General features: G+C 71.7%; 16 protein-coding genes. 9 read left to right on the forward strand and 7 right to left on the reverse strand.

Annotated elements, in window-relative coordinates:
- Positions 1 to 20: 20 nt before the first annotated feature.
- Positions 21 to 797: a DeoR/GlpR family DNA-binding transcription regulator gene (locus ABZS37_RS09350; RefSeq protein WP_355167193.1), complete on the forward strand. Its 777-nt coding sequence runs from the start codon at positions 21 to 23 to the stop codon at positions 795 to 797.
- Between the two features lie 221 nt (positions 798 to 1,018).
- Positions 1,019 to 1,972: a sporulation protein gene (locus ABZS37_RS09355; RefSeq protein WP_355167195.1), complete on the forward strand. Its 954-nt coding sequence runs from the start codon at positions 1,019 to 1,021 to the stop codon at positions 1,970 to 1,972.
- A 65-nt stretch (positions 1,973 to 2,037) separates the two neighbouring features.
- On the opposite strand, the gene ABZS37_RS09360 is transcribed toward ABZS37_RS09355, so the two are convergent.
- On the reverse strand, positions 2,038 to 2,412 hold the full coding sequence (locus tag ABZS37_RS09360) for a hypothetical protein (RefSeq protein ID WP_355167197.1): 375 nt from the start codon (positions 2,410 to 2,412) through the stop codon (positions 2,038 to 2,040).
- Positions 2,413 to 2,591: 179 nt separating this feature from the next.
- Positions 2,592 to 4,634 (reverse strand): glycerophosphodiester phosphodiesterase family protein, encoded by a 2,043-nt coding sequence (locus ABZS37_RS09365; protein WP_355167199.1) that lies wholly within the window; start codon positions 4,632 to 4,634, stop codon positions 2,592 to 2,594.
- A gap of 192 nt (positions 4,635 to 4,826) precedes the next feature.
- Here ABZS37_RS09365 and ABZS37_RS09370 point away from each other — a divergent pair, with 192 nt between their 5' ends.
- Positions 4,827 to 5,249 (forward strand): hypothetical protein, encoded by a 423-nt coding sequence (locus tag ABZS37_RS09370; protein WP_355167201.1) that lies wholly within the window; start codon positions 4,827 to 4,829, stop codon positions 5,247 to 5,249.
- A gap of 78 nt (positions 5,250 to 5,327) precedes the next feature.
- On the opposite strand, the gene ABZS37_RS09375 is transcribed toward ABZS37_RS09370, so the two are convergent.
- Positions 5,328 to 7,622 carry an ATP-binding domain-containing protein gene (locus tag ABZS37_RS09375; protein ID WP_355167202.1) on the reverse strand — a complete coding sequence of 765 codons (2,295 nt, stop codon included), beginning with the start codon at positions 7,620 to 7,622 and terminating at the stop codon, positions 5,328 to 5,330.
- 146 nt (positions 7,623 to 7,768) lie between these two features.
- Here ABZS37_RS09375 and ABZS37_RS09380 point away from each other — a divergent pair, with 146 nt between their 5' ends.
- Positions 7,769 to 8,392 carry an SGNH/GDSL hydrolase family protein gene (locus ABZS37_RS09380; RefSeq protein WP_355167203.1) on the forward strand — a complete coding sequence of 208 codons (624 nt, stop codon included), beginning with the start codon at positions 7,769 to 7,771 and terminating at the stop codon, positions 8,390 to 8,392.
- Positions 8,393 to 8,446: 54 nt separating this feature from the next.
- Here ABZS37_RS09380 and ABZS37_RS09385 read toward each other — a convergent pair whose 3' ends face one another.
- Positions 8,447 to 9,571 (reverse strand): sigma-E factor regulatory protein RseB domain-containing protein, encoded by a 1,125-nt coding sequence (locus ABZS37_RS09385; protein ID WP_355167204.1) that lies wholly within the window; start codon positions 9,569 to 9,571, stop codon positions 8,447 to 8,449.
- A 95-nt stretch (positions 9,572 to 9,666) separates the two neighbouring features.
- On the opposite strand from ABZS37_RS09385, the gene ABZS37_RS09390 reads away from it, so the two are divergent.
- Both ABZS37_RS09390 and ABZS37_RS09395 read left to right on the forward strand, forming a co-directional pair.
- Entirely contained in the window at positions 9,667 to 10,323 is a 657-nt protein-coding gene (locus tag ABZS37_RS09390) for a response regulator transcription factor (protein WP_355167205.1), read from the forward strand.
- 74 nt (positions 10,324 to 10,397) lie between these two features.
- The gene (locus ABZS37_RS09395; protein WP_355167460.1) at positions 10,398 to 11,786 is read left to right on the forward strand and encodes an ATP-binding protein; all 1,389 of its coding nucleotides are present in this window, start codon (positions 10,398 to 10,400) and stop codon (positions 11,784 to 11,786) included.
- Between the two features lie 9 nt (positions 11,787 to 11,795).
- Here the strand turns inward: ABZS37_RS09395 and ABZS37_RS09400 are convergent, their stop codons facing one another.
- Both ABZS37_RS09400 and ABZS37_RS09405 read right to left on the reverse strand, forming a co-directional pair.
- Complete coding sequence (locus ABZS37_RS09400; RefSeq protein ID WP_355167206.1) at positions 11,796 to 13,415, reverse strand: tetratricopeptide repeat protein; 1,620 nt, start codon at positions 13,413 to 13,415, stop codon at positions 11,796 to 11,798.
- Between the two features lie 57 nt (positions 13,416 to 13,472).
- Positions 13,473 to 13,934 (reverse strand): MarR family transcriptional regulator, encoded by a 462-nt coding sequence (locus tag ABZS37_RS09405; protein WP_355167207.1) that lies wholly within the window; start codon positions 13,932 to 13,934, stop codon positions 13,473 to 13,475.
- 49 nt (positions 13,935 to 13,983) lie between these two features.
- Between ABZS37_RS09405 and ABZS37_RS09410 the strand changes: the two genes are divergently transcribed.
- A complete protein-coding gene (locus ABZS37_RS09410; RefSeq protein WP_355167208.1) occupies positions 13,984 to 14,505 on the forward strand; it encodes a VOC family protein in 522 nt (173 codons plus the stop codon).
- A gap of 24 nt (positions 14,506 to 14,529) precedes the next feature.
- Positions 14,530 to 15,414: a hypothetical protein gene (locus ABZS37_RS09415; protein ID WP_355167209.1), complete on the forward strand. Its 885-nt coding sequence runs from the start codon at positions 14,530 to 14,532 to the stop codon at positions 15,412 to 15,414.
- Positions 15,415 to 15,483: 69 nt separating this feature from the next.
- On the opposite strand, the gene ABZS37_RS09420 is transcribed toward ABZS37_RS09415, so the two are convergent.
- On the reverse strand, positions 15,484 to 15,663 hold the full coding sequence (locus tag ABZS37_RS09420) for a DUF4236 domain-containing protein (RefSeq protein WP_053653605.1): 180 nt from the start codon (positions 15,661 to 15,663) through the stop codon (positions 15,484 to 15,486).
- A gap of 247 nt (positions 15,664 to 15,910) precedes the next feature.
- On the opposite strand from ABZS37_RS09420, the gene ABZS37_RS09425 reads away from it, so the two are divergent.
- Positions 15,911 to 15,988 carry a putative leader peptide gene (locus ABZS37_RS09425; protein ID WP_354993610.1) on the forward strand — a complete coding sequence of 26 codons (78 nt, stop codon included), beginning with the start codon at positions 15,911 to 15,913 and terminating at the stop codon, positions 15,986 to 15,988.
- The last annotated feature ends 48 nt before the right edge of the window (positions 15,989 to 16,036 follow it).

Consider the following 16,036-nt stretch of genomic DNA (forward strand, 5'->3'; position numbering starts at 1 on the left):
GTGCGAAGGAGGTTCCCCAGATGCTCGCCCAGCAGCGGCAGACCGCCATCCTCGATCTGATCCGCCAACGCGGCGGCGTACGGGTGAGTCAACTCGTCAGCCGATTCGGCGTGTCCGACATGACGATCCGGCGTGACCTGGAGGTGCTGGCCGAGCGTGGCCTGGTCGACAAGGTGCACGGCGGAGCGACGCTCGCCGGGCCGGGTTCCGCCGAGGAACCCGGCTTCGCCGCGAAGTCGATCCGCCAGCAGGCGGAGAAGCGGGCCATCGCCGAGCGGGCGGCGAGGATGGTGGAGCCGGGGATGGCCATCGCGCTCTCCGCCGGCACCACCACCGCCGCGCTGGCCACGCTGCTCTCCGACGTACGCGGTCTGACCGTGGTGACCAACTCGATCCCGGTGGCCGACGCGCTCTACCAGAACCCGCGCGCCGACCAGACGGTCGTGTTGACCGGTGGCATCCGCACCCCGTCGGACGCGTTGACCGGGCCGGTGGCCGAGGCGGCGATCAGTGCCCTCAACGTCGACCTGCTCTTCCTCGGGGTGCACGGCCTCAGCCCACGGACTGGGTTCACCACACCGAACCTGCTGGAGGCCGGGGTCAACCGGTGCCTCATCGGCGCGGCCCGTCGGCTCGTGGTGCTCGCCGACCACACCAAGTGGGAGACCACCGGCATCGCCACCATCGCCCCGCTGGAGGCGGCCGACATGCTGATCACCGACGTCGGGCTGCCGACCGAGGCGCGTACCACGATCGGCGAACAGGTAGGCGAGTTGGTCGTCGTCGAGCCCGTCTGACCCACCCCGCCCGGTGTAAGCCCTGGTCCGCGGTGATCGACTCCGTATCGGCTACATCGCCGTATCCCGCCACGAGGACACCGCCGCATCGGCGAAACGGAGTCGATCAGGCGCAGCGACCGTGCGTGCCTCACAGCCACCTCACAGGGGTGCTGGATAGGGTCCCGTCGAGTCAACGTCCGACTCCAACCTGGAGCGGTCGGCGTCGCACAGGAGTTCCGATGGTCTTCAAGAAGATGTTGAGCGCGTTCGGTGTGGGCGGTCCCAGCGTGGACACCGTGCTGACCAACCCCAACACCCGGCCCGGCCTGACCCTCGACGGGCAGGTCAACCTTATCGGTGGCGACGCTGAGGCAGCCATCGAGCAGGTGGTGATCGGCCTGGTCACCCGGGTGGAAATCGAAGGACACGACACCGAGTACGCGGGCACGATGGAGTTCCACCGCATGGTGGTCAGCGGCCCGCTCCAGCTCGCCCCGAAGCAGCAGCTGTCGATCCCGTTCCAGCTGCCGGTGCCGTGGGAAACCCCGATCACCGATGTGTACGGCCAGCGCCTGCGCGGCATGACGATGGGCCTGCGCACCGAACTGGCGATCGCCCGCGCGGTCGACAAGAGCGACCTGGACCAGGTGGCGGTTCACCCGCTGCCGGTGCACGAGCGGATCCTTGAGGCGTTCCAGCAGCTCGGTTTCCAGTTCAAGCACGCGGACCTGGAGCGCGGTCACATCCGGGGGGTCCAGCAGACGCTGCCGTTCTATCAGGAGATCGAGTTCTTCGCCTCGCCGCGATACTCAAGCACGATCAGTGAGGTCGAGCTGACCTTCGTGACCAGCCAGCGCGGCGTCGAGGTCATCCTGGAGTGCGACAAGCGCGGTGGGTTCCTCAGCTCCGGGCACGACACGTTTGGGCGCTACCAGGTGGCGCACACCGACGCGGACCGGGTGGACTGGGCGCAGGTCGTCGACGGTTGGCTGCGCGAGACCACGTCCCGCTACGGCAGCCTGCGCTCGCAGTACGGCCCCAGCCACGGGCATGGTCAACGCCGTGGGCCCGGAATGGGCGGCATGGTGGCCGGTGCCGCGCTCGGCGTCGCTGGCGGCATGATCGCCGGCGAGATGCTCGAAGACGCCTTCGAGGGCGACGCCGGTGAGGACTTCGGCGGTTTCGAAGAGTAGTCGTCCATACGCGACGGTGGCCTCCGGGAGATTCTCCCGGAGGCCACCGTCTCGCTCATAGGGCGTCAGCGCCCCCGCGAGCTCCGCTCCCTGCCGGACCGGCGTGCGGAGCCGGCCTTCGACAGACCACGGCTGACCAGGTAACCGCCCGTCAGGATGGTCAGGAACCACCACGCCTGGTTCGGGTTGTTGATGTTCAACCCGTTGGCGGTGGTGCCCTTCCAGAACGCGGAGATCACGACGAGCGCGACCGCGGCGGCGTAGACCCAGAATTCCGTCGTCAGGAACGCCTGCTTGGTCTCCGTACCTGGCGACGGCATCTGTTCCCGGTGGCCGTCGTGCATGGTCGGCATCTGCTGCGTGTCGCGCATCGCGGCGGGGTTCTGCGGGTCGTTCATAGGCCGGTTCATCGGCCGGGTGGAAGCAGCCTGCGTGCTCATCTGGTCCTCCTCAGGATGCGATGAGGCGTACCTGCATTCCCTCGCCCCGCTACCGCGTTTCGGCCACGGCAGGGTTCGCTTGCACGGCGGGGACACCCCCCGACTACCCGAGGCCCGGCAGCAGGTAACACCGATCGCCGGCCGGAAAATCCGGCCGGCGATCGGGTGGTCAGCGTGTGTCAGCGCAGGCCGTTGCGGATCGCGACGCTCACCAGGAGGTCGGGGTCGTCGGTGATGATGCCGTCGACGCCGAGGTCGATGACCCGCTGCATCACCGTCGCGTCATCGACGGTGTACGGGATCACCTTCAGGTCGTAGCGCGTCTGCAGGGTCCGGACGTCCGGTCCGTGGAAGTACGCCGGGTTCTCCCGCAGGTACCAGTCGGCCGATGCGACGGTGCCCTGCTTCGGGTCGTGCACCTGCCAGTTGGCGGACACCGTGCCGGCACCCGCGGCCCGGGTCAGCTTGCCCAGGTCCTGGTACTTCCACCAGTCCAGTCCACCGGTCCACGGGCTCTTCACCGACGGGTTCCCGTACGCGGCCTGGAGCGAGCACTCGTCGGCGAGGGTCGCGCACTCGGCCGGGCCGTACTGCCAGACCAGGCCGACCGTGCCGATCCGCCGGTCGAGCTGCCGGGCGTACGTGATGGTGCGCCAGTCGAACGACTGGATGGTGGCCCGGTTGGTGAAGCCGGCACGCTGGATCGCGTCGACCAGCTTGCGGGTGAAGCTGCGGTACGGCTCGGTGTCGTTCACCACCGGGCTGATCTTCGTTTCGATGTTCATCCCGATGTCGCCGCGGCCACTTGCCTTCACCAAGGCGAAGACCTCGTCGAGGGTCGGGATCCGGGCACCCGGCGCGGGCACCTGTGCGGGCATCTCGGGCAGCGTCTTCGTGCCGCAGTCCACGGTCTTGAGCTGCGCCAGGGTCAGCTCGTGCACCGGCTTGCCCACGTACGGGAATTTACGGTCACCGGGGCGCGCCGGGGCGGTGTCCACGCAGTGCGACCCGTTGACGGTGCGATCGTGCAGCACCACGAGCTTGCCGTCGGCGGTCACGCCGGTGTCCAGTTCCAGCGTGGAGATGGCCCGGTTGGCCAACGCGTTCGCGAACGCCGGCAGGGTGTTCTCCGGCCGGGTGGCGCGACCGCCGCGGTGCGCCTGGATGTCGAACGGCGCCGCGTACGCCTTCGGCAGCCGGTAGCCACGCTGCGCCAGCAGACCCCGTAGCCGGTCCGGGTAGTCGGTGATGATGCCGTCCACGCCGTCGTCGATCAGCTTGGCCATGGTCGGCACGTCGTCGACCGTCCACGGGATCACCTTGATGCCGTAGCGGTGCGCCTCGGCGACCATTGCCCTGGTGACGTACGGCTTGTAGCCGGGGTCGGTGACCGTGCCGTTCTGCGGGAAGCCGTGCACCGGTGAGAAGGCGCTGGCGCCGAAGCTGCGGATGGCCCGGATCGGGTCGCCGCCGAAGTCGTCGATGTCCAGTCCGCCGAGCCACGGCGAGGCGCCCGGCTGACCGGTCTGCAGGAAGTCGTAGTTGGTCAGGGCCACCAGCGGCAGCTTCGGCTCGACCTGGCGCATGCGCATCAGCGCGCCCCAGTCGAAGCTCTGGATGGTGACCTGCTTGAGCAGCCCGGCCGCACGGACCTCGGCCGCGGTGACGCGGACGAACTGCTCCCGAGGCGCGGTCTCGGTCGGCGCACCGGCCTCCACCTTGGTCTCGACGTTGAGTTTCACGTCCTTCGCCCGGTAGCGGTCGACCAGGGCGAAAACCTCACGCAGCAACGGCATCCGGGCATCCGGGACGGCGAGCTGGCCCGGCTTGTCCGACAGCGTCTTCGAGCCACAGTCGAGTGAACGCACCTGGGCCAGGGTGAGCGTGTTGACGTACTTCCCGACGTACGGGAACTCCGGGTCGCCGGGCGTCACCGGAGTGGTGTCGACGCATTTGGCGCCACTGATCTTCCGGTCGTGGGTGACGACGCCCTGACCGTCCTCGGTGATCTGCACGTCCAGTTCGAGGGTGCTCACCCCGAGCTGGAGGGCGTTGCCGAAGGAGGCGAGGGTGTTCTCCACCCGCAGCCCGAGGCCGCCCCGGTGGGCCTGCACGTCGAATGTCCGGTCCGGTCGCGGCTTCGCCTGGGCGGGCACCGCGAGCCCGGTCGTCACCGTCGCGGCCACCAGGGCCGCGACTGCGGTACGGCGTACTGTGCGCACGCTGTCATTCCCTCCTGTCGGCGGGCATCTCCCACCGGTCGCTGGACAGCATGGACATCTCCGGCGGCGGGCAGGCGGCCTGCGGGCGGCGCGACGGTGAACCGCCGTGGACCACCCTCCCGGTCCCGCCGGGTTTGGCCGGCCGGTGGCCGGGCACGCAGTCGGTTCCACAGCTTCTGCGAGGTGATGGACGTGCGTGAGGACGACATGCGGCAGGACGCCGCCCGCGAGGCCGAGGACCGGATCGCCGGGGGCGTGTACGGCAAGGGCGCCGTCGAAGAGGTGACGCTGCCCCGCACGGACGTGGAACGGATCATCCAGGAGGAGGACCCGTACGATCCGGCGCACCAGCCGGTCGACCCGACCGTGCTGCGCGACGGCGGCCCCGTCGGAGGGCAGGGCGCGGTGACCACCACCGGTGGCACCGCAGGCCCGGCGAGCGTGCGCCGGGTGGCCCGGCAGCCGGAACGGCACCGGGGCAAGGTCGCCCCGACGACGACCGGCGACGCGACGACCGGTGGCCTGAGCACCCCGATGGGTGGGAGCACCAGCGACCAGTCCACGTCCGCTACCGGTCCGGGTAAGTCCATCCGGGACAGGTCCGTCGGCGACTGATCCACCGAGCGAGATCGCACCGCCGCCCCCGCCGAGCGACCACTCGGCGGGGGCGGCGCAATGTCCAGGGGTGCCCGGTCAGCTGCTGGGCCGTAGGATGCCGAGCCGTTGCGTGGCGCGGGTGAGCGCGACGTAAAGGTCGCTGCGCCCGCGCGGTGACTCGGCCACCATCCGATCCGGGTCGACGACCAGCACCGAGTCGAACTCCAGCCCCTTGGCCTGCGCGACGGTCAGCACCACCACCCGGCTCTCCAGCTCCGGATGCTCGCCCACGGCGGCCTCCGGCAACGCGGCGGTCACCGCCGAGCCCAGCTCGTCCACCCGGCCGGCCGGCACGAGCACACCGAGCCGGCCATCGGTCAGCCCGGCCGCCTCCCGGGTGGTCTCAGCGACCAGTTCCGCCGCCAACTGCTCGTCGGGCACCGCCCGGTCCCACGGGGGTACGCCGCTCTCCCGCACCGAGCGCGGCGGCCGCAGCGCCGGGTCGATCTCGGCCAGCACGTCGGCCGCGACCGCCATGATCTCCGCAGGGGTGCGGTAGCTGACCGTCAGCTCGGTCAGGCGCCACCGCTGTGCCACGTACGGGGCGAGGGCGTCCGCCCAGGAGGGCGTGCCGCTGAGCGCGCCGGTCTGTGCCACATCTCCGACGATGGTCATCGACCGGCTCGGGCAGCGTCGCATCAGCAGCCGCCAGGCCATCGGTGACAGCTCCTGCGCCTCGTCCACGATGACGTGGCCGAACGCCCACGTCCGGTCGGCGGCGGCGCGCTGCGCGGTGGTGAGGCGGTCGGTCTCCTCCTGCCGTTCCAGCAGCCGGTCCGCGTCGATCAGGTCGGTCACGCCGAGGATCTCACCACCCTCGGCCTCATCCTCGACGTCGATCGAGCGGGAACCCCGGGCGATCTCAAGGACGCCCTCCGCGTACTCGCGTTCCATTCTGCGGACGCGGTCCCGGCGGGCGGCGGCGGCCCGCTCGTCCTCGCCGAGCAGCTCGGCGGCCTCGTCCAGCAGCGGTACGTCGGCCGCTGTCCAGCCACCCGGTTCCCGGTGCAGCAGTGCCCGCTCGCCGTCGGTGAGCATCGGCGCGGCGGTGGCGATCCGGTCCGGGTCGGCGTACAGGTCGGCCAGCAGGAGCTGCGGGGTCAGCACCGGCCACAGCCGGTCGAGGGTGGCCCGGATCTCCGGTTCGTCGCGCAGCTCCCGGCGGATCTCGGCTCGGTCTGCCTCGTCGAGCAGGTTGTCCCCGCCCAGCGGGTCGGCGCCGATCCGCTCGGCGATCTGGTCGGCGAGCGCGTGCACGATCTCCACGTCGAACAGCGCCCGGGACAGGTTGTGCGGCCGGGCGACGCGGCGGACCCGGTCCCGGGCGACGCGCACGGTCTCCGGGTCGAGGATCAACGCCTCCCGCTCGACCTCGATCTCCAGTGGCTCGTCGGGCACCCACTGCCGGTCCCGTACGGCCAGCGCCAGCACCTCGGTCAACACCGCCCGGCCCTTGAGCGCGGCGGTTTCGGCGGATTCGGCGCGTTCGGCGCTCACCCCCGGGAAGAGGTCGCCCGGGGTACGCAGCAGCACGCCGGTCTCGGCCAGCGTCGGCAGCACCTGGGAGATGTAGCGCAGGAAGGTCGCGTTCGGGCCGACTAGCAGCACGCCCCGGCTGGAGAGTTCGCGGCGGTGCGTGTAGAGCAGGTACGCGGCCCGGTGCAGCGCGACCGCGGTCTTACCGGTGCCAGGGCCGCCCTGGACCACCATGACGCCCGGCAGTTCGGCACGAATGATCGCGTCCTGTTCGGCCTGGATGGTCTCGACGATGTCGCGCATCCGGCCGGTGCGGCCCGCGTTGAGCGCGGCGAGCAACGACGCCTCACCGGTCAGCTCCTCGTGGGCGCCCGGGGAGGCGGTGTCGATGTCGAGCACCTCGTCGTTGAGCCCGGTCACCTTGCGCTGGCGGGTGCGCAGGTGCCGTCTGCGGCGTATGCCCTGCGGGTTGGCGGCGGTGGCGAGGTAGAACGGGCGGGCGGCGGGGGCCCGCCAGTCCATCAGCAGCGGGTCGTAGTCACCAGTGGTGTCGAAGATGCCGATCCTGCCGATGTAGTGGCGGGAGTCGTCATCGCCGTCGAGGCGGCCAAAGCAGAGCCCGTTCTCCACGGCGGAGAACTGCTCGACCTGATCGGCGTACATGGCCACCGAGCTGTCGCGCTGGGAGCGGTCCTGGAGGGTGCCGCCGGTGTTGCGCAGCTCGGCGGTGAGCCGGTGGGCGGCCTGCTCACGCAGCCCATCGAGCCGGTTGTAGAGCATCGAGACGTACTCCTGCTCGCGACCGATCTCGTCGTCGAGCGGCAATTCGCCGGAACCGCCGGAGTGCCTTGACAAGCCGTCTCCCTAAAGATTAGAATCCTTTGCAGGAACGGCTATTAGCCGTTCTTTTTTGTGCCCTCGAACTGTTGAAGATAGCGCGTTCCGCCGGTTCTCACCAAGCCGGGCGGGCCGGCGCGCCGGTGATCGCGAGGTGGCGGCAAATGATCCTGCGGACCGGGCAACGGGTGGTCTTCATCGGGGACAGCATCACCGATTGTGGTCGACGCGACGACGCCGCGCCCTACGGCAGCGGGTACGTCAGCCTGGTGCGCGCCCTGGTCGACGCGCGGCACCCCGAGTTGGAGCTGGTGTGGGTCAACCGGGGTGTGGGCGGCAACACCGTCCGGGACCTCGCCGCCCGCTGGGATGACGACGCCATCGCCGAGCGCCCCGACTGGCTCTCGGTGCTGATCGGTATCAACGACATCTGGCGGCGCTACGGCGACCGGCCGGACGAGGCCGTCGGAATCGACGAGTACGAGCGCACCCTGCGCGACCTGCTCCGTCGGGCGGTTGCCGCCACCGGCTGCCGGCTGATCCTCGGTGACCCGTTCCTCATCGAGACCGACCGCAGCGAGCCGCAACGCGCCGACACCGACCGGTACGCGGCGGTGGTGGCAGGGCTGGCCGCCGAGTTCGACGCGGTGCACGTGCCCAACCAGGCGGCGTTCGACCGGGTGCTGACGGTCAGCCCGGCGAAGCGCTGGGCCGACGACCGCGTCCATCCCCACCTGCCCGGCCACGCGGTGCTCGCCGACGCCTACCTCACCGCTCTCGGCGCCTGACACGACGACGCGCCGGGCCGACCGGTGGGTCGACCCGGCGCGTTCGCCGGTGGATCAGCCGCGGGCGGCCTGGTAGAGCCGCTCCGGGGTGACGGCGCCGGCGAGCACCCGGCCGTCGTCGGTGAGCAGCACACTGAACAGCTTGCTGGTGAGCAGTCGACCGCTGCCCCAGTCGCCGCTGACCGCCTGCAGCCCCCCGAGCAGCTTGGACATGTCCACTGCGGGTGCGTCGGCCGATGGCACGGGCGGCTCCGCGTCGGTCGGCTTGCCCCCGAGGGCCCCGTCGAGGCGGGCGGCCAGCACGGTGGTCCAGCCGGTGCCCACCGCGCGTACCTGCGGATCACCCGACGGCGCGACGTGGCCGGGCTTACCCGCGGCCGGCCGCTCGGCCTTCTCCTCGGTGACGGTCACGCCGGGCGGCGGGTTGAAGGCGAACTGGTCGGCGTCGGGGCGGCGGTAGTCGACCTGGGTGAAGGCCACCTCGAACGCTGGCTGGTCGCTGCCCTTCGCGAGCACCTCGAAACGCAGCGGCACGTGCTGCTTGGCGTCGATGGCGATCCGCAGCTGGTGCACCAGTGAGTCACGGTCGCGCGGCTGGAGCACCAGCTCGTACGCGTCCTGGCCGGCGACGGTGGCCGACCGACCGACGCTGACCTCGGTGCTCGGGTCGATCGCGCCCAACGCCAGGTCGGCCGCCTGCTGCGGGGTGGCCGGCATGCTCGGCGTCGCCTCGGGAGCCGGCTTCTCGAACGCGGCGTCGCCCAGCGTGCGGTGGCTGGCCGTGTTGGTGCGGCTCTGCCAGGTCCACAGGTCCCGCCCGTTGCGGATCACGTCCTGCTCGCCGAGGGTGTCGAGCAGCGCGACCCGTTGCTGATCGGGGCCGGAATACCAGACCCGCAGGGTGTGCGTGCCTGTCAGCAGGGTGGTCAGGTCGTTGCCGGGGATCAGCCCGACGAGCGGCGGCAGGCCGAGGTCGGCGCGCTGCACGACGGTCCCGGACAACCCCTCCAGCCGGGAGGTCTGCAGATCGACCAGGAGCTGGGCGGCGGTACGTGGCGGCAGGCTCGGCTCAGCCTCGGCGGCGAACGTGCCGACCGCGGCGCCACCGCCGATGACGGCGACGGCGGCGGTCGCCGGAACCAGCCAGCGCAGGACGGGACGACTTCTCAGAACGGACATGTGGGCACCTCCTGCGACCATCCTGCCCGGTCGCCGCTGTGAATGGGCTGAGGACGCCGATCCGCCTCGATTGACCCAGGTGGCACCCTTGGGTGGTGCGCTTGCTGGTGGTGGAGGACGAGGCCCGGTTGGCGGCTGCCCTACAACGCGGCCTGCAGGCGGAGGGGTTCGCGGTGGATGTGGCGGGGACCGGCCCGGCCGGCCTGGACGCGGCCCGGCACGGCGGGTACGACGCGATGATCCTCGACGTGATGCTGCCCGGCCTCTCCGGCTATGAGCTGGTCCGGCGGTTGCGAGCGGAGCAGCACTGGTTGCCGGTGCTGATGCTCTCCGCGAAGGACGGCGAGTACGACCAGGCCGACGGCCTCGACTGCGGCGCCGACGACTACCTGACCAAACCCTTCTCGTATGTGGTGTTGCTGGCCCGGCTACGGGCGCTGCTGCGTCGGGGCGTGCCGGAACGCCCGACGGTGCTGGCGGTCGGTGACCTGCGACTGGACCCGGCCCGCCGACGGGTCACCCGGGCGGACGCCGAGGTGGCGCTGACCGCGCGGGAGTTCGCGCTGCTGGACTACCTGATGCGTAGGCCCGGCCAGGTGGTCTCCAAGATCGAGTTGCTGGACCACGTCTGGGACGCGAGCCTGGAGACCGCGCCGAACGCCGTCGAGGTGTACGTCGGCTACCTGCGCCGCAAGCTCGGCCGGGATCGGCTGGAGACGGTCCGGGGCGCTGGCTACCGGCTGGCGACGTGACCACTGACGGCTCGGCGCGCGCCCGCCGGGCGTGGCACGGCTGGATGCCGGTGCTCGGGCTGCGGGGGCGGCTCATGGCTCTCGGAGTGTTCGGCCTCACCGTCGGGCTGGCCCTGGGTGGGGTGGTGCTGCTCGGCGCGCTCGGCTTCGTGCTCCAGCGAACGGTCGACACCGAGGCGTTCCGAACCGCCGACGCGGTAGCCCTGCTCGCCGCCGAGGACGCGTTGCCCGATCCGCTGCCCGTGGCCGGCGGGCAGGTCCGCGTCCAGGTCGTCGATGCGCAGGGGCGGATCAGGGCCGCCTCGATCGACGCCGACCGGCTGGTGCCGATGGTCCGCCCCGAGCGGCTGAACCGCGACCGTCGGCAGCGGCTGGAGGTGCCGGCGGAGCGGGTCGGGCTCGCGGGCCCGGTCCGGGTGGTCGCCGTACCCGCCGGCACCGCGGCCGACCCGCTCACCGTGCTGGTCGCCCGCTCGATGGCCGACGTGCGGCACAGCACCCATGTGGTCCGGGTCATCCTGCTGGTGGCGTTTCCACTGCTGGTGGCCGTGCTGGCCGGGGTGGCGTGGCGGGTGGTGGGCGCGACTCTGCGGCCGGTCGAGGCGCTACGTCGGGGCGCCGAGGAGATCACCGGGCGGGCCGGCGCCGGCCGGCTACCGGTGCCCGCGTCGGCCGACGAGATCCACCGGCTGGCGGTCACCCTCAACGGCATGCTGGACCGGCTGGAATCCGCCCGGGTCCGGCAGCGGGCGTTCGTGTCCGACGCCGCCCACGAGCTGCGCAGCCCGTTGACCAACATCCGGACCGAGCTGGAGGTGGCCCAGCGCCTCGCCGACCGGACGGACTGGACGGCGGTGACCGCCAACCTGCTCACCGACACCGAGCGGCTCAGCCGGCTGGTCGACGATCTGCTGCTGCTGGCCCGCCTGGACGAGGCGCCACCAGCCCGGGGGACCGGCCCGGTGGAGCTGGGCGCGCTGCTGACCGAGGTCGCCGCCCGCTACCCGTCGCCGCCGCCGGTGCGGGTGGTTGTGCCGTCGGGCCCGCTCTGGACGACCGGCAACGTCGACGAGCTGCGTCGCGTGCTGGCCAACCTGGTCGACAACGCGGTCCGGCACGCGTACGGCAGTGTCGTGCTCGCCGCCGAGGCGGTGCCGGCAGCGGCGTGGCGGACGGTCGGGCCTGGCCTCGGGTCGAGGGCCGGCGCGTACCACCTGGTGACGGTGACCGACGACGGCCCGGGTGTCCCGGCGGCGGACCGGGAGCGGGTCTTCGACCGGTTCACCCGGCTGGATGACGGACGGGCCCGCGACGACGGTGGTGCCGGCCTGGGGCTGGCCATCGTTCGGGAACTGGTCCGACGTGCGGGCGGCAGCATCACCCTGACCGACGCCGAGGATCAGCGAGGGCTACGCGTGTGTCTGCTGCTCCCGGCGGCCGAGCCGGTCCTACCCGCTCGGTGAGGTGTCGGATCAGCGGCGACGGGTGCAGACCTGCTCGGAGCTGGCCACGGTGTCGGTGGACCAGACGACGGCGACGGTGAAGCAGTAGTCGTTGGTGCGGTTGAGCGCGTAGATGACGTAGCTCGTGGTGCCGGCGGGCAGTGTCGCGAAGACGTTGCCGTCCTGGCCGGTGCGCCCGCCGGCGACGACCACCGGGCCCTCGCTGCCGGCCGGGTAGGTCCAGCGCAGCGCGATGCTGTCCCGGGTGTCGCGCAGCGTAACCGCGCCGGGCGGACTGCCGGGCGGTGCGGCGACGGTAGCCGACGTGGGCGCGGAGCTGGCCGGGGCGGGCGCCGTGGTGACGGGCGAGCTGGCAGTGGGGGAGCCGCTGGACGGCGGCGCGGTCGGCTCGTCGTCGCCGTCGACCCGGGCCACCCCGGCGATCACCGCGGCCGCACCGAGCAGCACCACGACCACGCCGGCCACGAGTACCGGCACCAGCCGGTTGCGCTGCGCCGGAGGCGCCCGATGCACGGGCACCGGCAGCAACCGGGACGGCGTGTACGGCTCAAGCTGCGCGTACGGGTCAGGCGGCGTGTACGGCTGAAGTGGCGTGTACGGGTCGTACGACTCGGGCGGCGCGGCGGGTCGGTGTAGCCGGTACACCCCGGACTGCTCCTCGGTGCCGCCGGCCAGCCCGACCACCGACGGGGGCACCGGGGTGTCGGTGGAGTGGGGCGCGGGCTCGTGCGCCGGCGCGGGTGGCCATCGGGTGTCTGTCGACCCGACTGGCTCGTCGGCTGGCGCTCGGGGATTCGGAACCGCCCCGCCGGCCGCCGCCGGTCCGGCGTGGTGTGGCGGAGGCGTCGGCGGGTGGTAGTCGGACTCGGCCGGCCCGGGTGGGATGCGGGCCGCCGGCACCACTGGGGTGTCGCGGGCCGTGGGCGGGTTGTCGGCGCAGGCGTGGTCGGGATTGGCCGCCGCCCGGGCCAGCGCCGCCACCTGCGCGGCCAGCGGGTCGTCGGCGGGCAGGTGCTGCCGGCACAGCTCGCGGGCCAGCGCCAGGTTGTCGTGTGCCTCGGCGAACTGCCCGCAGTCGCGCTGCATGGCCCCGAGCCGGGCCAGCATCTTGATGCCGCTGGGGTGCCCGTCGCCGTACACCTCGTGGTGCAGCTCCCAGGCGTCCTGGAGTCGGTCGCGGGCCACCGTGCACTGGCCGCGGGCGTATTCGACGGTGGCCAGATCGGCGTGCGCGGCGAGCACCCGCAGCGACTCCGGGCCGTCCTGCGCGGTCAGCTCGATGATGACTTCCTGGTAGAGCCGGGCGGCCCGGGAGTGGCTGCCGACCCGGTGCAGCACCGCGGCCAGGGTCGCCGCGGCGGCCACCGTGCGCGGGTCGGCGCGGCCGTGCAGGCGGGTGGTGGCCGCGTACGCGAAGGCAGCCCATCCCCGGGCCGAGTGCGGCTCACCGAGGGCGACCAGCACCCGCGCCTGGAGGCTGGCCGCCTCGGCCAGCTCGGGGGTGGCGTTGGTCGGGCGAGGGTCGGCGTCGGTGAGCGCGTCGGAGAGCAGCTGCTGCGCGCCGGCCAGATCGCCCGCTGACACGAGGTGGTGCGCCTGGTCAGTCAGTTCACCGAAGCCGGAAGACACGCCCCATCGTGCTCATCTGACGACGGTAAGTACAAGACCCGCGCCGGTGTCGATTGGTCAGGATCTCCTCAGGTGCTCGGCCAATGTCTCGCTGATTCGGCGCAGTTGGTCGACCTGGGCCGGGCTCAACGCGTCGAACAGGTGCTGGCGTACACCGTCGACGTGGCCGGGTGCGGCGGCCGCGAGGGTGGCGAAACCCTCGTCGGTGAGCAGCGCGACCTGCCCACGTCGGTCGGTGGGACATTCCTCGCGGCGCACCCATCCGGCCGCCTCCAGCCGGGCGACCGCGTGGGAGAGCCGGCTGCGGGACGACCCGGTGGCCTCGGCCAGGTCGCTCATCCGCAGGCGGCGGCCGGGGGACTCGGAGAGCCGGACCAGGATCTCGTAGTACGCGTGCGGCATGCCCGCGTCGCGTTGCAGCTCGCGGTCGAGCGTGTCCATCAGCGCGCGGGAGGCGGTAAGGAACGCGCGCCAGGTGCGCTGCTCGTCGGAGTCGAGCCAGCGGGTCATGACCGTCATCATACTCGCAATAGTTGAACGCTCAACTAAAACGCGCTAGTCTCGGGTCATGGGTATCCACCGGCTCAACCACGCGGTCCTCTACGTCAGTGATCTCGCCCGCAGCGTCGCCTTCTACCGCGACGTGCTGGGCTTCCGCCCGGTGGCGATGACCCCGGACGGCTTTCGGGGTGCCACCTTCCTCCAGGCACCCGACTCCACCAACGACCACGACCTCGGCCTGTTCGAGATCGGCGCCGGCGCCGGGCGGTCGACCGCAGGCCGGGCCACCGTCGGCCTCTACCACCTCGCCTGGGAGGTGGACACCCTCGACGAGCTGGCCGCCACCGCCGAGCGGCTCGCCGGCGCCGGCGCGCTGGTCGGCACCTCCGACCACGGCACGACCAAGAGCCTCTACGGGCAGGATCCGGACGGTCTGGAGTTCGAGGTGGTCTGGCTGATCCCCGCCGACCTGCTCGACGACGCCGCGCTGGCCGCCCGCAAGCAGATCGGTCGGCTCGACCTCGACGCCGAGCGGCAGCGCTACGGCGGGCAGACCCGGGGCGGGGTGGGGATCTCCGTCCCGGCCTGATCGGTCGTACGGTAGAACGGACCGATGCCGACTGACCGGACCACCGATTTCCTCCGCGAGCTGCTGGTCCGCCAGTTGACGACCTGGCTGCCCGCGGCCCTGCACCGCTCTCGGCGGGCCGCCGTGGCGCTGGCCGGCGCCGACGCAGCCGCCGCCGAGGCCGCGCTGCGGGTTGTCGCCGGCCACGCCGACCAGGTGCGCGGCCGGCAGGTGACGGTGCTGGTGCTGGCCGACGGCGCCGCCGACCTGCCGGCCCGACTCGGCCCGATCGAGGCGGAGCTGCCCTCCGAGGTCACCGTGCACCTGCTGCCCGGTGACCCTTACCGGCTTCCGGTCGCGGTGAAGGCCGCCGGGGCCGCTGGCGCCCCACTGTTCTCCTTCGTGGATCTGCCCGGCGCGGTGACGCCGAAACTGCTCACCGCCGCGACCAACGGCCGCACCGGAGAGTTGCTGCTGCACACCGGCGACAGCGCTCGCGACGCGCTCATTTCCGCCGGCTTCCCCCTGGTCGCCGAGGTCGCGCCGGTGCTGCCGGACGGCGAGGCTGCCGGTGTGATCGCGTTCGGCAGCCGTTCCGACCGGAGCCTGGAGGCCGTCCGCGACGCGCTCTGGGCGATCGGCGCGGATTTCGACGTGCGCTACCGCGACCCGGCCGACCCGATGGGCGCAACTGTCAACGTGGCCGGCGATCCCGACCTCGAACCACTGATCCGCGAGCTGCTGGCCGAGCTGCGGGAGGGCGGGTCGCGGCCGGTCACCGAGCTGCGCCGGCACACTCTCACCGCGACCGTCTACCGTGCCGCCGACGCCAACCAGGCGCTCGCCGACCTGCTCGACGCCGGTGACGTGCGGCGTGACCGCGAGTCCGGCAGGCTGGCCGGCGACGAGATCATCACAGTGGCGCGCTGAGGGCCCCACCCCACAGACGCCGAGCGGGGTGCCGGTGAATCACCGGCACCCCGCTCGGCTCCCGGGATACTACGACCGGGACTTGTCCTGCTTCCAGGACAGCGGACCCGGCAGGTCGACCCGGTGCGCCTTGGCCTTGGAGTTCCAGGACCAGCGCCCGATCTTGATGCTCCACGAGGAGAACCCGTTCTCCGTGAAGTTCAGGATGATCGGACCGTACTTCTTGCGCTTGCGAAACATGAGGCCCATCGGAGGACTCCCCTCGTCACCGTTTCCTGCCGTGTCGAGATCGAACATTCCCGAACCGACAACTTCTGAAACCCTCTCGGTGTCCGTCCTGGACAGTGGTTGTCGCGCACCGGAATCTCTATCCAACAGATAGGTGTTGCGCCACGGTAAACGCTGCTAGAGGCACTTCGTAACATAGGCAGCGATACAAGTCTCACCTTCTGGAAGACCGTTGACCGGTCGATCCCGTCCCCGGCAGCATGAGGTCATGTCGCAGCGGGATGAGCTTTTCCTCACCGCTCGTGTGCACGTCGACCTGGTCCGGCACGCGAGCGCGCTCTGTTGAGCTGACCGGTCCATCCGGCTCGGCTCCAGCGCCGCACTCCCACCGCCC

Source organism: Micromonospora sp. NPDC005413 (assembly GCF_040606435.1).
Lineage (GTDB): Bacteria > Actinomycetota > Actinomycetes > Mycobacteriales > Micromonosporaceae > Micromonospora.

Excerpts from the sequence above, each read along its gene's own strand:
- ABZS37_RS09350 (WP_355167193.1), top strand. The coding sequence starts at position 21 with ATGCTCGCCCAGCAGCGGCAGACCGCCATCCTCGATCTGATCCGCCAA.
- ABZS37_RS09355 (WP_355167195.1), top strand. The coding sequence starts at position 1,019 with ATGGTCTTCAAGAAGATGTTGAGCGCGTTCGGTGTGGGCGGTCCCAGC.
- ABZS37_RS09360 (WP_355167197.1), bottom strand. The coding sequence starts at position 2,412 with ATGAGCACGCAGGCTGCTTCCACCCGGCCGATGAACCGGCCTATGAAC.
- ABZS37_RS09380 (WP_355167203.1), top strand. The coding sequence starts at position 7,769 with ATGATCCTGCGGACCGGGCAACGGGTGGTCTTCATCGGGGACAGCATC.
- ABZS37_RS09385 (WP_355167204.1), bottom strand. The coding sequence starts at position 9,571 with ATGTCCGTTCTGAGAAGTCGTCCCGTCCTGCGCTGGCTGGTTCCGGCG.
- ABZS37_RS09395 (WP_355167460.1), top strand. The coding sequence starts at position 10,398 with ATGGCTCTCGGAGTGTTCGGCCTCACCGTCGGGCTGGCCCTGGGTGGG.
- ABZS37_RS09405 (WP_355167207.1), bottom strand. The coding sequence starts at position 13,934 with ATGACGGTCATGACCCGCTGGCTCGACTCCGACGAGCAGCGCACCTGG.
- ABZS37_RS09410 (WP_355167208.1), top strand. The coding sequence starts at position 13,984 with ATGGGTATCCACCGGCTCAACCACGCGGTCCTCTACGTCAGTGATCTC.
- ABZS37_RS09415 (WP_355167209.1), top strand. The coding sequence starts at position 14,530 with ATGCCGACTGACCGGACCACCGATTTCCTCCGCGAGCTGCTGGTCCGC.
- ABZS37_RS09420 (WP_053653605.1), bottom strand. The coding sequence starts at position 15,663 with ATGGGCCTCATGTTTCGCAAGCGCAAGAAGTACGGTCCGATCATCCTG.
- ABZS37_RS09425 (WP_354993610.1), top strand. The coding sequence starts at position 15,911 with ATGTCGCAGCGGGATGAGCTTTTCCTCACCGCTCGTGTGCACGTCGAC.